The organism is Cupriavidus sp. F041 (assembly GCF_057814235.1).
Map to the genome: position 1 here is coordinate 4,286,835 of NZ_JBVASY010000002.1, position 16,104 is coordinate 4,302,938.

The 16,104-nt window shown below is 62.7% G+C and carries 12 protein-coding genes; 4 read left to right on the forward strand and 8 right to left on the reverse strand.

All coding sequences use genetic code 11. The features are described 5' to 3' along the window. Positions 1-18 precede the first annotated feature (18 nt). The 3 genes from yidD to rpmH form a co-directional block, all read right to left on the reverse strand. Positions 19-306, reverse strand: a complete 288-nt coding sequence (yidD, locus tag ACZY0R_RS37065) for a membrane protein insertion efficiency factor YidD (RefSeq protein ID WP_045238207.1) — start codon at positions 304-306, stop codon at positions 19-21. A 13-nt stretch (positions 307-319) separates the two neighbouring features. Further along, positions 320-781, reverse strand: a complete 462-nt coding sequence (rnpA, locus tag ACZY0R_RS37070) for a ribonuclease P protein component (RefSeq protein ID WP_488865521.1) — start codon at positions 779-781, stop codon at positions 320-322. A 118-nt stretch (positions 782-899) separates the two neighbouring features. Beyond that, on the reverse strand, positions 900-1,034 hold the full coding sequence (rpmH, locus tag ACZY0R_RS37075) for a 50S ribosomal protein L34 (RefSeq protein ID WP_017229861.1): 135 nt from the start codon (positions 1,032-1,034) through the stop codon (positions 900-902). 1,009 nt (positions 1,035-2,043) lie between these two features. Between rpmH and dnaA the strand changes: the two genes are divergently transcribed. The 3 genes from dnaA (at position 2,044) to gyrB (ending at position 8,099) form a co-directional block, all read left to right on the forward strand. Then, the gene (gene dnaA, locus ACZY0R_RS37080) at positions 2,044-3,789 is read left to right on the forward strand and encodes a chromosomal replication initiator protein DnaA (RefSeq protein ID WP_488865524.1); all 1,746 of its coding nucleotides are present in this window, start codon (positions 2,044-2,046) and stop codon (positions 3,787-3,789) included. 420 nt (positions 3,790-4,209) lie between these two features. Next, positions 4,210-5,334: a DNA polymerase III subunit beta gene (gene dnaN, locus ACZY0R_RS37085; RefSeq protein ID WP_488865526.1), complete on the forward strand. Its 1,125-nt coding sequence runs from the start codon at positions 4,210-4,212 to the stop codon at positions 5,332-5,334. A gap of 227 nt (positions 5,335-5,561) precedes the next feature. Further along, positions 5,562-8,099 carry a DNA topoisomerase (ATP-hydrolyzing) subunit B gene (gyrB, locus tag ACZY0R_RS37090; protein ID WP_488865528.1) on the forward strand — a complete coding sequence of 846 codons (2,538 nt, stop codon included), beginning with the start codon at positions 5,562-5,564 and terminating at the stop codon, positions 8,097-8,099. Positions 8,100-8,360: 261 nt separating this feature from the next. Here gyrB and ACZY0R_RS37095 read toward each other — a convergent pair whose 3' ends face one another. From ACZY0R_RS37095 to ACZY0R_RS37115, 5 genes are all read right to left on the reverse strand, one after another. Next, a complete protein-coding gene (locus ACZY0R_RS37095) occupies positions 8,361-10,049 on the reverse strand; it encodes an IS1634 family transposase (RefSeq protein WP_488865530.1) in 1,689 nt (562 codons plus the stop codon). Between the two features lie 343 nt (positions 10,050-10,392). After that, the gene (locus ACZY0R_RS37100; RefSeq protein WP_488865532.1) at positions 10,393-10,710 is read right to left on the reverse strand and encodes a hypothetical protein; all 318 of its coding nucleotides are present in this window, start codon (positions 10,708-10,710) and stop codon (positions 10,393-10,395) included. 161 nt (positions 10,711-10,871) lie between these two features. Continuing rightward, positions 10,872-11,519 (reverse strand): hypothetical protein, encoded by a 648-nt coding sequence (locus tag ACZY0R_RS37105; RefSeq protein ID WP_488865533.1) that lies wholly within the window; start codon positions 11,517-11,519, stop codon positions 10,872-10,874. A gap of 2 nt (positions 11,520-11,521) precedes the next feature. Continuing rightward, positions 11,522-12,199, reverse strand: coding sequence for a VIT1/CCC1 transporter family protein (locus tag ACZY0R_RS37110; protein WP_488865534.1), 678 nt, complete (start codon positions 12,197-12,199; stop codon positions 11,522-11,524). A 375-nt stretch (positions 12,200-12,574) separates the two neighbouring features. Further along, positions 12,575-12,844, reverse strand: coding sequence for a hypothetical protein (locus ACZY0R_RS37115; RefSeq protein WP_488865536.1), 270 nt, complete (start codon positions 12,842-12,844; stop codon positions 12,575-12,577). A gap of 322 nt (positions 12,845-13,166) precedes the next feature. Between ACZY0R_RS37115 and ACZY0R_RS37120 the strand changes: the two genes are divergently transcribed. After that, the gene (locus tag ACZY0R_RS37120; protein ID WP_488865538.1) at positions 13,167-16,037 is read left to right on the forward strand and encodes an ankyrin repeat domain-containing protein; all 2,871 of its coding nucleotides are present in this window, start codon (positions 13,167-13,169) and stop codon (positions 16,035-16,037) included. Positions 16,038-16,104 lie beyond the last annotated feature (67 nt).

Sequence of the window (16,104 nt, forward strand, 5' to 3'; positions counted from 1 at the left end):
CGCTGTGGTCGGAGGAAATCAGGGGCGGGGTAGCCGGATCGTGACTGGCGGATGGCCAGCCGCGGCGGAAGCCCGGTCTTGCTTGGTTGCCGATGCGGGTGGCACCGGATCATACCCGCCTTCCGTGAACGGATGACAGCGGCACAGCCGGCAAGCGGCCATCCAGCTGCCGCGTCCGGCGCCGTGGCACAGGATCGCTTCGCGGGCGTAATCGGAACAGGTGGGCAGGAAGCGGCACTGCGAGCCAAAAAACGGGCTCAGGGCGATCTTGTAGATACGCAGCAGGGCAAGCAGGATTCGCTTCATGGCAGCGGGCTGGTCAGGCTGGAGCGCCCGAGGGCGGGACTTCAGTGGGCGCAGCCTCGGCGGACTTCGGCGGCGACACCCCGGAAGGGGCAGCAGGGCGCGGGGCAAGCGGACGGACCGCTACCTCGAACAAGCCGGTCAGCTCCGCCAGGCACGCCCGGCGTATTGCGCTGCGGCTGGCAAATTCCGCACGCGGAAACTTTGCCTGCAGGCGCAGCAACACATCGCGGCCCGCGAGTTGGGCCTGCCGAAGGCGGAACAGTTCCCGCACCATGCGCTTCACCAGGTTGCGCTCGGCGGCACGCGCCGCGAACTTCTTGCCGACGACGACGCCCAGGCGGGCTTGCGGCAGGTTGTTCTCGCCCACATACAGCACGAAATGCTGGCTGCGGCGGCGCGGGCGCAAAGCAAAAACGGATGAAAACTCATCCGTCTTTGTGAGCCTCGCGGCTTTAGGGTAGGCAAAAGTAGACACGCTGGGCGAAGCTAGCGAAAAAGCTGTGCTTGGCGGCAGGCTACCGGCCGTCCAAAAGGCGAGGCGGTTGGCCAGGGCGGCGCAAACTGCAGCGCCACCGTGGCCGGTCGCCAGGCCCTTAGACTGCCAGGCGCTTGCGGCCCTTGGCGCGACGCGCGTTGATGACGGAACGGCCGCCGCGGGTCTTCATGCGCACGCGGAAACCATGGGTACGCTTGCGGCGGGTAACGGAAGGTTGGTATGTACGTTTCATGTTGCACTCTCTGGTTGATCTGGGCTCGCCCGGCTTCCGGCGTTAAGCCGGGCGCCGCCGCGTATGGTTCGCATGGGGCTGCCGCGGTTTGCGGTGTTGCCGACTGCTGTGGTGATCTTGCTGCCGGCCGTGTGTCTCGCGCATCGAAGGCACCGACGAATCGGACATCGACACTCGCGAAGCAGGTGTGGGAGGGAATCTCGCCGGACCGGATTTCATCAACCCATCCGCTCCGACCCCGTCAGCCTGCTCGGCCCGCTGCCTGTTCCGGCCAATCCAGCCATTTCCGGCACGCTTCAGCTTAGTAAAAAGCTGAGGTAACGCGCCAGTCTCGCACGGAACAGGTCAGACCCGGCGATGCGCATACGTGATCCCCTGCGGCATCGCAGAACCCGCCATTTAACTGAGTTTCGCGCGGTGTGTCAAGACTACGGATGGTTTAGAGACGTGTGCGGCACCCCTGCCTGAAAAACACGCAACAGCCTGTTGTATTTCATTGTCCACAATCGCCAGTGGGTAAGTTTTTTTATTGCGGGGGTTGCACCCGGGGTCGGCGAGGGTGAGTGAAGTCCCTGTTTTGTCAGGCTTTTCCGGCGTTTTACCTACCCGGAAACCCGCGCCAGAACTGGGGTTGTGCACAACAATTCACTGCTTTTTCACAACTTATCCACAGACTTATCCTTTGTGGATAACTTGGGGCGAGGGGTACAATCCGGGTCCAAACACCACACGGGCTGCGTGGCGCAAGCGCAACCCGGGCACAACCCCTGGCATGCCGGACAACGGACGCGCAACGGGCGGCGGCGGTTACGCCACCTGTCTCGTCAGCGGATCCCGCTTGTCGCGTCGATCACCAGGGAGCCCGGGCTGCGGGGTCATTTGCGGACCGCTTTTGCGGTCGCTTTTCGGGGCTAACGGACTACCGGCAGGGATGCCTCATCGATCCTTGCCTGTTGTCCATTTGACCGGACTGACCATGTACCCGTGGCGAAAACCGAACAACAAAACAATGCAAGATTTCTGGCAGGCAGCAGCCGCGCAGCTCGAGCGCGAACTGACGCCGCAACAGTTCAAGACGTGGATCAAACCGTTGGCGCCTGTCGGCTTCGACGAGGAAGCGCACGCGCTGCGGATCGCCGCGCCCAACCGCTTCAAGCTCGACTGGGTAAAAAGCCAGTTCTCCGGCCGCATCACCGCGCTCGCCTGCGAATATTGGGAAGCCAACGTCAGCGTTCACTTCGTCCTGGATCCCGCCGCGTCGGGCCGGGCGGCCGCCGGCTATCCCCAGCAAGGGCAGCCCGGCATGGCGCCGGCGCACGCCGGCCCAGGCTATCCGTCCGGCCAGCCGCTGTCGCAGAATTTCGGCCAGCCCGGCATGCAGCCGGGCCAGGGGGCGCCTGGCTATGGCCCCATGAACCAGGCCGCCGCGCAGCCGCAGGGCGGCCCGCGCGGCGGGCAAGCGCCCTACCCCGGCAACTATCCGGGCAACGCTGGCCAGGCCAACATGGGCGGCATGGGTGGCGAGATCGTCGATATCGACGTGCCGCAGCTGGACCCGGCCGAAGCCAGCGCCCGCTCCTACCGTGTGCAGCCTTCGCAGCAGCCCATGCAGGGCGGCAACCCCGGGCAGCAAGGCGGCCATCAGGGAAATCAGGGCCACCCGGGTAATCAGGGACACCCGGGCCACCCGGGCCACCAGCAAGGCGGCCAGCAGCAGAACGACTCGGTGCACGAGCGCTCGCGTCTGAACCACATCCTTACCTTCGACAACTTCGTCACCGGCAAGGCCAACCAGCTCGCGCGCGCCGCCGCCATCCAGGTGGCCAACAACCCCGGCAAGTCCTACAACCCGCTCTATCTGTATGGCGGCGTAGGCCTGGGCAAGACCCACTTGATTCACGCCATCGGCAACTTCATGTTGCTGGAGAACCCGCGCGCCCGCATCCGCTACATCCACGCCGAGCAATACGTCTCCGATGTGGTGAAGGCGTACCAGCGAAAAGCCTTCGACGAGTTCAAGCGCTACTACCACTCGCTCGACCTGCTGCTGATCGACGATATTCAGTTCTTCTCCGGCAAGAACCGCACGCAGGAAGAGTTCTTCTACGCCTTCGAGGCCCTGATCGCCAACCGGGCGCAGGTGATCATCACCAGCGATACCTACCCCAAGGAAATCAGCGGCATCGACGATCGCCTGATCTCGCGCTTCGACTCCGGCCTCACGGTAGCCATCGAGCCGCCCGAGCTGGAAATGCGCGTAGCGATCCTGATGAAGAAGGCCGCCGCCGAGAACGTCAGCGTGCCCGAGGAAGTCGCCTTCTTCGTCGCCAAGCATTTGCGATCGAACGTGCGTGAGCTGGAAGGCGCGCTGCGCAAGATCCTCGCCTTCTCCAACTTCCACGGCAAGGACATCACCATCGATGTCACCCGTGAAGCGCTGAAGGACCTGCTGACGGTGCAGAACCGCCAGATCTCTGTCGAGAACATCCAGAAGACCTGCGCGGATTTCTACAACATCAAGGTCGCGGACATGTACAGCAAGAAGCGGCCCGCCAATATCGCGCGGCCCCGCCAGATTGCGATGTACCTGGCCAAGGAACTCACGCAGAAAAGCCTGCCGGAAATCGGCGAGCTGTTCGGCGGACGCGATCACACCACCGTGCTGCACGCGGTGCGCAAGATCGCCGACGAGCGCAGCAAGGACGCGCAGCTCAACCACGAACTGCACGTGCTGGAACAGACGCTCAAGGGGTAACCCGAGGCGTGAAACAGCGTTTACCAGATCCGTCACGCGGGGCTGGCATACTGTAGGGTACGCGCCGGGCATAGCCCGGCGCATGAATCAATCGGAAGCATCGCCGGGGCATTGCCGGAACATTGCCATGAAAACGGCCTGGGCTAAGGCTTTGCGGTGAGTCGGGACAAGCGGCGGAGGGGGTGGCCGGCGACAAAGTCGCCAGTTACCGAAGCAGGTTTCAATTGTGATGCGTGATGCACAATTATCCCTCCGGTCGCGCTTCTCCCGCTTCACCGCAGCGGCTTATCCTTGGTACAATGGCGAATTAACTTGTTGATTCCAAAGTAATTTTGGTAATGCATACGAGTTAGTGCAAAGCAACTTGCACCCCAAAACGCACCCGCGGTCGCTTACTACAAACGACGAAGGATAAATTCAATGCAATTGGTCAAAACCTCGCGAGACAATCTGCTGCGTCCGCTGCAAATCGTGAGCGGCATCGTGGAGCGCCGCCACACACTCCCGATCCTGGCCAACCTGCTGATTCGCAAGTCCGGGTCCAACGTATCCTTCCTCTCGACCGACATCGAGATCCAGATCACCACGCACGCCGAATGCGGAGTGGGCAGCGACAACGTAGCCACCACCGTGGCCGCCCGCAAGCTGCTCGACATCCTGCGCGCCATGCCCGACGGCGAAGTCGCCCTGTCGCTCAGCGACAAGCGCATGACCGTGCAGTCCGGCAAGAGCCGCTTCGCGCTGCAGACCCTGGCCGCCGAGGAATTCCCCACGGTGGCGGAAGCCAGCGAATTCGGCGCCTCGGTCAGCCTGCCGCAAAAGACCTTCAAGCACCTGCTCGCCATGGTCCACTTCGCCATGGCCCAGCAAGACATCCGCTACTACCTCAACGGCATGCTGCTGGTGGTGGACGGCAAGAAGGTCATGGCGGTCGCCACCGACGGCCACCGCCTGGCCTATTGCGGCGTGGAACTGGACACTGAAGCCACCAGTAGCGAAGGCGCACCGTCGCGCCAGGAAGTGATCATCCCGCGCAAGACCATTCTTGAGCTGCAACGCCTGCTCGAAGACAACGACGATCCCGTGCAAGTGCAACTGGCCGCCAACCAGGTCAAGTTCACCTTCGCCAACATCGAGCTGATCTCCAAGCTGGTCGAAGGCAAGTTCCCGGACTTCCAGCGCGTGATCCCCAAGGGCTACAAGAACGCCTTCGCGATCGACCGCGTCAAGCTGCAGCAGGCGCTGCAACGCACCGCCATCCTGACCACCGACAAGTTCAAGGGCGTGCGCTGCATCCTGGATACGCACGTACTCAAGATCAGCTCCACCAACGCCGACCAGGAAGAGGCGCAGGAAGAGCTCGAACTTGATTATTCGGGGGACGCCCTCGATATCGGTTTTAACGTGACCTACCTGCTGGACGTGCTCGCCAACCTCAAGAGTGAGCAAGTCCAGGTCAGCCTCGGCGACTCCAATTCGAGCGCGCTGATCACCGTGCCGGAAGACGACAACTTCAAGTACGTCGTCATGCCGATGCGCATTTGATGAGCCGGTAACAGGACTACAAAGATACGCAAAACCGGAGCATCTAACGGCACACCACGGCTTGCGCACCCGCCCCAAGGGGCCCGCGCAAGACCCGCCGCACCAGGGGCCGGATCGTCGAGATCCGCCCCTTTTGCCGTTTTTATGTAACCCGCTATGCGGCCCGATCCGGGCACGCCCATCCGGGCGTGACGAGAGATCGCCGCATTCGCCGTGAGTAAGAGAACATGACCGAAGAGCTACAACCGCAATCGCAACCGCAACAGCAAGACAGCTACGGCGCAGGCTCGATCCAGATCCTGGAAGGCCTGGAGGCGGTGCGCAAGCGTCCGGGCATGTACATCGGCGACACGTCCGACGGCACCGGCCTGCACCACCTTGTATTTGAAGTACTGGACAACTCCATCGACGAAGCCCTGGCCGGCTGGTGCTCGGAAATCACCGTCACCATCCACAGCGACAACTCGATCTCCATCACCGACAACGGCCGCGGCATCCCCCCGCTCGTCAAGTTCGACGACAAGCACGAACCCAAGCGCAGCGCGGCCGAAATCGCCATGACCGAGCTGCACGCCGGCGGCAAGTTCAACCAGAACAGCTACAAGGTCTCCGGCGGCCTGCACGGCGTGGGCGTGTCCTGCGTGAACGCCCTCTCCAAGTGGCTGCGCCTCACCGTGCGCCGCGACGGCCAGGCCCACCTGCTCGAGTTCGCCCAGGGCGCCGTGCAAAACCGCGTAGTGGAAACCGTGCCCGGCCCCGACGGCGTGCCCGTGGAAGTCTCCCCGATGAAGGTCATCGGCCCCACCGACAAGCGCGGCACCGAAGTCCACTTCCTCGCGGATGAAGAAATCTTCACCAACGTCGAGTTCCACTACGAGATCCTCTCCAAGCGCATTCGCGAGCTCTCGTTCCTGAACAACGGCGTGCACATCCGCCTGACCGACCAGCGCACCGGCAAGGAAGAAGACTTCGCCTTCTCCGGCGGCGTCAAAGGCTTCGTTGAATACATCAACCGCGGCAAGACCGTCCTGCACCCCAACATCTTCTACGCCAACACCGAAAAAGACGGTATCGCCGTGGAAGTGTCCATGCAGTGGAACGACGGCTACAACGAACAAGTACTCTGCTTCACCAACAACATCCCGCAGCGTGACGGCGGCACCCACCTGACCGGGTTGCGCGCCGCCATGACGCGCGTGATGAACAAGTACATCGAAGAAAACGAGATCGCCAAGAAGGCCAAGGTGGAAACCACCGGCGACGACATGCGCGAAGGCCTCGCCTGCGTACTGTCCGTAAAGGTGCCCGAGCCCAAGTTCAGCTCGCAAACCAAGGACAAGCTCGTCTCGTCCGAAGTCCGCCTGCCCGTGGAAGAACTCGTCGCCAAGGCCCTCGGCGACTTCCTGCTGGAAACCCCGGTAGACGCCAAGATCATCTGCGGCAAGATCGTGGACGCCGCCCGCGCCCGCGAAGCCGCCCGCAAGGCCCGGGAAATGACCCGCCGCAAGGGCGTGCTGGACGGCATGGGCCTGCCCGGCAAGCTCGCTGACTGCCAGGAGAAGGATCCCGCCCAGTCCGAACTCTTCCTGGTGGAGGGTGACTCCGCAGGCGGCTCTGCCAAGCAAGGCCGCGACCGTAAATTCCAGGCCATCCTGCCCCTCAAGGGCAAGATCCTGAACGTGGAGCGCGCCCGCTTCGACAAGATGCTGTCCAGCCAGGAAGTCCTCACGCTGATCACGGCGCTGGGCACCGGCATCGGCAAGGACGACTACAACCTTGAGAAGCTGCGTTACCACCGCATCATCATCATGACCGATGCGGACGTGGACGGATCGCACATTCGTACGCTGCTGCTGACGTTCTTCTATCGTCAGATGCCTGACATCATCGAGCGTGGCTATGTGTATATCGCACAGCCGCCGCTGTACAAGATCAAGCACGGCAAGGAAGAGCGGTATATCAAGGATGACAACGAGCTGAACGCCTACCTGCTGCGCCTGGCGATGGAGAAGGCAGCGCTGATCAACCCGGACGATTCCGAGGTTTCGGGTGATGCGCTGACTGAGCTGGCTCGGCAGTATCAGCTGGCTGAGGCTGTTATCGGCCGGCTCTCGCGGATTGTGGATAGCGATGCGCTGCGGGCTATTGCTGATGGCGTTGAGCTGGATCTGGATAGCGCTGCCGCGGCTGAGGCTTCAGCTACTGCGCTGAAGGCCAAGCTGTCGGAGATGCATTCCAAGACTTTGCTTGGGGCTGCTGTCAATGACGATGGCACGGCGGATGTGTATGCGCAGTTTGATGAGAAGACGGATAAGCATCGTCTGATGATTGCTCGCCGGCATCATGGCAATGTTCGGTTGTCTCACTTGGACGCTGACTTTGTCCATGGCGCTGATTACGCTGCGCTGTCGCTGGCTGCCAAGACCTTCCAGGGGTTGATTGCGGAAGGGACCAAGGTGCGCCGTGGCGAGGGTGAGAAGATGCGGGAGCAGACTGTTACGGACTTCCATGCTGCTATGCAGTGGTTGTTGTCTGAGGCGGAGCGTGGGGTTTCTCGGCAGCGGTATAAGGGGCTGGGGGAGATGAATCCTGAGCAGTTGTTTGAGACTACGCTTGACGTTACTCAGCGGCGGTTGCTTAAGGTGCAGATTGAGGATGCTATTGCGGCTGATCAGATTTTTACTACGCTGATGGGGGATGAGGTTGAGCCGCGGCGGAACTTCATTGAGTCTAATGCGTTGGTGGCGAGGAATATTGATGTTTGATTGCTTGCCAACTGTAGTGCCCGATCCCGGAGACCGTTAGGGACGGCGACAGCAGTAGCTATTACAGCGACGACCCCCAGCACTACACAAGTGAACTCGTGGCGGATGTGCCTATCTGGGTTGGGCGCCAGTGCTACATCGTGCGAATGATCAACTGGTTCGGCCGCTACTACCCCAAAGACGGGCTAGCCCTACTTTCGCAAAGCAAGGGGCCGGATCGACGGTTCTTGCCCGTCAATCGTGGCTGAACGGGCGCCCAGGTCATACATGAAATAACGTTGGTCCCCACCGCTGCAGTTCGAAAACCTTCACGGCGCGGCGCTGCTCGGCCGTGAGCTTCGGCGCCAGCATTGCCGTTGGCCGTCGTCCCGCTGCCCCGGTCTTCGTCCTCACCAACGTCACCTTGATCTCGGCCAGTCCTTCCATCATGCGACGGGCCGAAGCGTCGGTCCGCAGGGCAATCTTCGCCAAGCTCACGAGCATCAGGCCGAGCACGGTCGCGAAGGTGTGCAGACGCAACGATCCATCGGCCCACTGGTGTGACGGTCCCCAGGGAACCACGCCGCCTTTCTTGGCCCTGCGGAACAGCTCCTCGACGTTCCACTGTCCTCGGAAGGCGGAAACGATTCGCCCGGTGCTCCAGTTGTGCCGATCCGTACACAGCACCCGCCTGCCCAGCCGCGTTCTCTCCAGTTCGCGGCGCAACGTGGCATCGACGTGCCAATGCAAGGTCGGTACCGCTTCGCTGCCGGCGATGGTGGTCACGACGAAGCTCGACAGGTGTTCCCGAGCGAGCGCCTTCTTGACCCGCAGCTCCAACCGGCTGCGCGTGATGCGGCCCTTTTGGACCAACTCCTCCAGCGTGCACAGTTCCACCTTCGCCTTGCGCAGTGCCGTCGCGATCCCGCGTTTCTGGCCCGCCAGCAACTCCTGGCTCTCCACCACGACGAGCGTGCGATCCAACTCGCCGACGGTGGTCCGAACCCGCGCCGCCCGCACGTCGCTGAGCTTGCCCGGCAGCGGCTTCATGGCACCGCGCTGCGCCGCCATCCGCAGCGCCTCCTCCGCGGCCTTGTGTCCCAGCGGCAACGAGATGAGGCTGTAGTAGCCGGCGGCATCGAGATCGAGTTCCAGTTGCGGGCTCCAAAACCCGCCGTCCCGTACCACCGTGCGCTGCGCCGGCCGCGCGCGGCCCTCACCGCTGTCGAGTGCCTCGTGCAACTGCGCCAACCCACCCAGGCACGCCGCGAGCACGGCCTGGTCCGAGCCGTTGCCGGGATACGTCCGATACAACAGCGGCACATGCCCGGTCTCGCTGACCAGGACGCCAAGCCCTACGACACGCAGGTCGCTTCTCTTGCTCTTGGCGTGGCCTCGCCGGGCCAGTTCGCCGGGCGTCTGCGTGTCGATGTGGGTATCGAAGTTCGTCGTATCGAACGCGAGCACGTCGGCGGACAGCTCGAAGCGGGCCACCGCGGCCTTCGCGATGGCCACCTGAGCCTGCTCCAACTGCTCATCGGTCACCTGCTGCGCGACGCGATGAAAGGCCTGACCGGTGAACGCGGACCCCGGCAAACACGACAGCCGCGGCAAACTCGCGTCCAGAAAATCACCCAGCTCGCACTTGGGTCCCGGCGCACACGCACGCTGAATCGCCACAGCCACCGCCAACTCACCCACCGACGGGCCATCCTTGGCGCCAACCCCTGCGCACGCGCGATCAATCTGCCCGACCAAGTCCAGCTGCTCGGCCACCCAGATCAAGGCTCCGACATCGCCGACCCCGCGCGTGCCCACCGTCTGGGTCGCGCTCAGATCCGCCACTCGCGGCGGCTCGGCCGGTCCCAGCACGACCTGGCGTGCGACGGAACGGCCCCGCTCGGCGTCCCACACCGACTGCGCGGCAATACGGTAGCGATGGCCGTTGACTTCTCGTTCGAAGATGTGCATGTTCTTTCATGTAGCATCTCAGAGCCAAAGAATCAAGCGAAATCCAGTATCTACGCGGCATTCCGACTCGGTGCCACCGCGGAACAACACCGAGCTTGCGAAGGTAGGGCTAGAGGCGCGACTCTTGGTGCGCAAGCCCGGTGACGATACTCAGGGCCGGATAGTTTCCATTCGAGGTGTCCGATCAGTTGTCTCGGGAGGAATCAGTACGTCAATGGCGAAGTTCGGGAGCGTCAAAGGGATGTAGCGGCCGTGTGGGCATGTCTGTCGCAAGGTTGGGCGAGATGGCGCGTTTAACTGCAGCAGGAGCAACGCAACCAACTGGATCTGGAGTCCATGTTCTTCATCTGTCCTCCTTCCTGCATCTGTCGATGTGAAACTGCCTCAATTTCGCCGGCGATATTTGCGGCATGTCGTACGCAATGTTTGTAGCCTCGGTGGTCGTGGAAAGAAAGATCGTGTCGCCCCCGCCAACCTGACTCAGCTTCTTCAGTAAATCTTGCCTGGGCACCCCTATATCGCGTTGTTGAGCGGCCATGAAAAGGAGGTCGGCTACGCACAGGCAGACCGACATCCTTTGCGCCTTGCTTACCTCGCCTTGCCTCGCTTGCATTTGCGCATAGGCTCCGGCGGCGACAAACAGGGCAACGGCTGCAATCATTGCGGCTCGTAAAGCTTGGTGGCTCATATTGTTTTGCCCCCTCTTCTAATGAGGTGGTCAGGTCCTGCCGCGCTGGATTCGCGCTTTTGACCATTATTCCCTTGTGCGGGAGGCGATCTGTCTGGAACCGAACTTTCGGTGCAGTTTTCTAGGACGACTCGTCAGAAGCTGATCGCCGCTGAGATCGCGACGACCTGCTCATGCGACGTCGGGTTGAACCAGTACACCGCGGCAGAGACGCGCTTGCCCTTTACTTGCGCAAAGACGCCGCGTTGCAGGTCGCGGCCGTTTTCATACGCGCGCGTGCGCTGTCCGGCAAGGCCGACGCGGAGCCAGTCCACGGGACGGAACGCTAGCTCGGTCCAGGCGTAGGTGTAGGCGGACGGCTTGGCGTTCGGCACGTATTCGAACTCGACATAGGCATCCGCATACCGGCCGGTCACCGTGGCCTCGAATCCGGGCACCACGCTGTTCGTGCTGCCCGTGACCGCCCCCAGGATCGGCGTGACCTCGAGGCGCACGGCTTCGCCGGCGGCAAGGTTGTACCCGGCGAAGAATGAGTACGCGTCCTTGCCTTCATAGTTGCTCCGTGCTTCCAGGTGCAAGGCGCCGCGATTGGCGATGGCGATACCGGTGACATAGGCTTCGCTGCCGCTCGGCAGGTTGAGGTAAGCCGAAACCGCGCCACTCCACGTGGGTGCTTCCGCCGCGGGTGGCTGGCTTTCGCTTTCCCCGGCTGCGCGCGCATGCAGGGGCGCGGTTGCCGCGGCCAGCAGGAGGCAGTGCGCGGCCAGCCGGGCGGCCCACATGCTCAGCCTCCCAGCAGGATGATGGCCACGGTCAGCGCGACGCCCAGCACCGTCATGGCCAGGCCTGCGATCCAGCCGTCGAAGCCGGCATGGCGCCCAAGGGCGAGGCCGGCGCCGAACAGCATCACGATGGTCAGGACCCGCGATACCAGGAGCGCCGTCGATACCTCAGGGACGATTATGAAGGGAAGCGCAACCGGAAAAGTGGCGAGTACGACAATCAGGAAGATCGCTGCTGCCGCGAGAAAGTCCTGGGCGCCCAAGGTGGGCATCTCGGGCCAGTCGGTTGTCCTGGCGATACGGCCGCGTATCGCCTCCAGTTCCGCGTCTTCCACCAGTGGCCGCAACGTCGGTGAAAGCGCATTGCGCAGGCGCGCAATGGCGTCAGACGGGTCGTTTGCGCTTCGGACCGCCCTGATCAGCGTCAGTTTGCGCCCCCGTTCGGTCAGGGTGCGGACCAGGTACATCACGGCATCGACAAGCCCCCAGGCCAGGTTGCAGCCGAGGGCCGTAAGGAACATGGTGCGGGCGGCATCCGCCGGGGCTGCCACTGCCGATACCGCCCCCACGAAGGTCAGCGCCATGAACAGGCCGAAGCACATCTCGGAAACCCGGTCGACAGTATCGAGCAGGCGGGGCCGGGCCTCGGCGGCATGCGGATCGATTGAAGTAGTCAACACTGGCGCGCACCTCGACATGTCTGCCCCGCTGAGGTCTTTGTCGATGTCATGGCTGGCTTGATGGCATCGATCCTGCGGATCTCAGGCGGGCAGACGCCTGGACGCGACCGGACGGCGATGGCGGCGCCACCCGGACTGTCCGGCTGCCGCCGTTTGCAGTGTAGGCAAGAATTCACATCGTGGCTGGAATCGGCCGCAAACGTCACATGGCCGCTGTGCCGCACGGTCGAAGACGAAGGGAGCGGCGAATCCGGGTGACGATTGCGGATCACCGGCGCGGCACCGGGCGAGACGCGCACGCTCAGCACAAGGGGCGCAGAGCGGCCGATGCGTGCTCCGCCGCTGGCGGGCACGGCATTAGACCGGTACTCGCCATCAGTACTTGATGTCCCGCTTGTCCTGGCGGCCCTCCTGCTTCGTGTCGCGTTTGTCCTGCCGGCACTGGGAGTTGCTCTTCTGGTTTGCGGCCCGGCAGTCGACCTTGCCAGAGCGCGCCTCCTGTTTGGCAGCCTGGTTTACGTCCCTGCCTTGTTGGCGCTGCTGCGACTGTTCGGTGGCCAGGGCAGCGCCCGATAGCGCCAGGAGTCCGGCCGCGGCCAGTATTCTGCCCGTCCGGCACCAAAGGCCGTTTCTCGATTCGACCATTTTCACGCTCCTCTTTGTCTGGTTGAGACGGCAGTCAACTGTCGCGCCAGGCCGCCTTCGTATGCTCGTAGAGAGGCAGGCTCAGGAAGCCTCCTCCGATAATGGCGAGCATCCACTATCTGATGTCCATGATAGCGCTTCGTCAGCGTAGGGATCGTCAGCAAAGAGGTCCACCAGCAAGGACGAATCACCCGAAGTTTTCAAGGCTACCCGGCGCCCGGCGCCTGGCGATTGGGATAGGAAGGTTGGCCCGATCCTGCCTTCTTCTAAAATGGCAACCTTGGCAAACCGTTGGGGTCGCGCCCCGTGGCATCAGCACGTTATGAAGATCCTTGAATACATCGGCCTCGACGTCTCCCGGGTCAAGAGCACCTACCGCAAGGTCACGGAAGCCATTGGCCGCGATGATTTCCGCGCGGCACAGGTCAAGAAACTGACCGGTCCTGCGCATGGCAAGTTCTACCGCGCCCGGCTGGACGATGCCAATCGCCTCTTGTTCTCGCTGGTGCGCCACGACGGGCAGGCCTGTGCGTTGATGCTCGAGGTGATCGAGCACCACGATTATCGGAACAGCCGCTTTCTGCGGGGCGCGGAGATCGACGATAGCAAGATCCCTGACATCGACGCGGCCGAGGCGGCGCGCGACGCCGAGCCTGTGCGCTACCTGCATCCAGAGCGTACCGACATCCACTTGCTGGACAAGCCGATCTCCTTCGACGATGCCCAGGAGTCTGTCTACCGCCAGCCCGCGCCGCTCGTCCTGGTTGGCTCCGCCGGCAGCGGCAAGACCGCGCTGACCCTGGAAAAGCTGAAGCATGCGGAGGGGTCGACGCTGTATGTCACGCATTCCGCCTATCTGGCCCGCAATGCCCGCGATCTATACTACGCCAACGGCTTCGAGCATCCCGCCCAGGAGGCGGAGTTCCTTTCGTACCGGGAGTTCGTCGAGTCGATCCGCATGCCGGCTGGCCGCGAGGCGGGCTGGCGCGACTTTGCGGCGTGGTTTGAGCGCCAGCGCCAGCATTTCCGCGATATTGACGGACACCAGGCCTTCGAGGAGATCCGCGGTGTGATCACCGCCGGGGCGCACGGTGTGCTGGATCGCGATGCTTACCTGGCGCTGGGCGTGCGGCAGTCAATTTTTGCTGAAGACACGCGAGGGCGCATCTACGACCTGTTCGAGCGGTATCGCGCATGGCTGGCCCAGAGCGGCCTCTACGACCTCAATCTGGTGGCCCGCGAGTGGCAGCCGCTGGCGGATGCCAAGTACGATTTCATCGTGATCGATGAGGTCCAGGACCTCACCATGGTGCAACTGGCGCTGGTGCTCAAGACCCTCAGGAAGCCCGGCCAGTTCCTCTTGTGCGGCGACTCCAACCAGATCGTGCACCCGAACTTCTTCAGCTGGAGCCAGGTCAAGAGCCTGTTCTGGCATGACCCGCAGCTTGCCGAGCAGCAGGCGCTGCGCGTGCTCGCCGCGAATTTCCGCAACGGCAGCGAGGCAACGCGTGTTGCCAACACGCTGCTCAAGGTCAAGCATCGCCGCTTCGGTTCCATCGACCGGGAGAGCAACTTCCTGGTTGACGCGGTGGGCGGTGACGCTGGCCAGGTGGTGCTGCTTCCGGACAAGGACAACGTCAAGCGCGAACTTGACCAGAGCATCCGCCAGTCCACGCAGTGCGCCGTGCTGGTGTTGCGCGATGAGGACAAGGCCGAAGCGAGAAAGCATTTTTCCACGCCCCTGCTGTTTTCCATCCATGAGGCGAAGGGGCTGGAATATGAGAATATCGTGCTCTATCGCTTTGTCTCCGACCAGCGTGGCGAGTTTGCCGAGATTGCTGATGGGGTCGACAAGCAAGACCTGGTCGCTGACACACTGGCCTACCGGCGTGCCAAGGACAAGAGCGACAAGTCGCTGGAGGTCTACAAGTTCTTCGTCAACGCGCTTTACGTGGCGCTTACCCGTGCGATCAAGAACCTCTACCTGATCGAGTCCGATACCGCGCATCCGCTGTTCGGCTTGCTCGAACTGGCACAGGGCGGCCAGGCGAAGGTGGAGGCGCGGCAAGCCACACTCGAAGACTGGCAGAAGGAGGCAAGAAAGCTCGAGCTGCAGGGCAAGCAGGAACAAGCCGACGCCATCCGCAGCGGCATCCTCAAGCAAGCGCCACCGCCATGGCCAGTGTTCGACCAGGCCAAGGTGGAGGAACTGCTGCTCAAGGTGTTTCGGGAGCAGGCGCCGGGCGCCAAGCCCAAGCAGCAGCTCTTTGAGATTGCGGCCAGCCATGATGAGCCGGTGCTCGCGGCATGGCTCGTGCAGGAGGCCGGCTTTGCCGCCGCACAGCATTTTGCCGGGCAACGCAGCGGCCTTGCGCGGAAGAGCTTTGCGTCTTATTTCGCTGGCAATTTCAAGGAGATCCTGCGGCAATGCGAACGCCATGGCATCGAGCACCGCTTGCCGATGAACCAGACGCCGCTCATGGCCGCGGCTGCCGCCGGCAATGTGGCGTTGGTCGAGGCTTTGCTGGAACGCGGCGCGGATCGCGAGAACGTTGACCATTATGGCCGCAACGCATTGCACTGGGCCATGCTGGAAGCGTTCCGCTCGCCCCAGTTCGCTGCAGGCCCTTTCGCGGCGCTCTACGAATTGCTGGCGCCGCCGAGCATCGATGTCAATAACGGTGATCGGCTGGTGCGCATCGACCGGCATTTGTCCGAGTATTTCCTGTTTCAGACGATGTGCGCATTGTTCAAGTCGCGATTCACACACATCCACCGTAAGCCTAACGGTGCTTTTGAAACGCAGGCGCTGCTGGAGGCCTGGCAGCACTTGCCCGCTCATGTGGTGCGGCCGGAGCGTAACAAGCGCCAGCACCTGTCCGGTGTCCTGGCGAGAAACGAAGTGGACCGTGACTATGCGTATAACCGCATGCTGTTCAAGCGCTTCGAGCAAGGCTGGTACCAGTTCAGCCCGGCGTTGTCGGTGCGGCGTCGGCATGAAGGGCAAGAGACCTGGGTGCCGATCTATGAAGCGCTCAACCTGCCGTGGATCAACGAGTCCTCCTGGGAAGCCGTCTGGAGGCACATCGATCTTTACCTGGGGCTGGCCCGGCTGCCTGACCGCACTGTGCCCATCGCCGCCGAACGTGTCGTGGCCCGGGTGAACGGGCTGGCATCGAGCGGGAAAAAATAGAGGGCAACAGCTTCAGGCGCGGCGCGCCACCCCTGCTTCCTGGCAAGGACAATCACGGAGCCTTCCA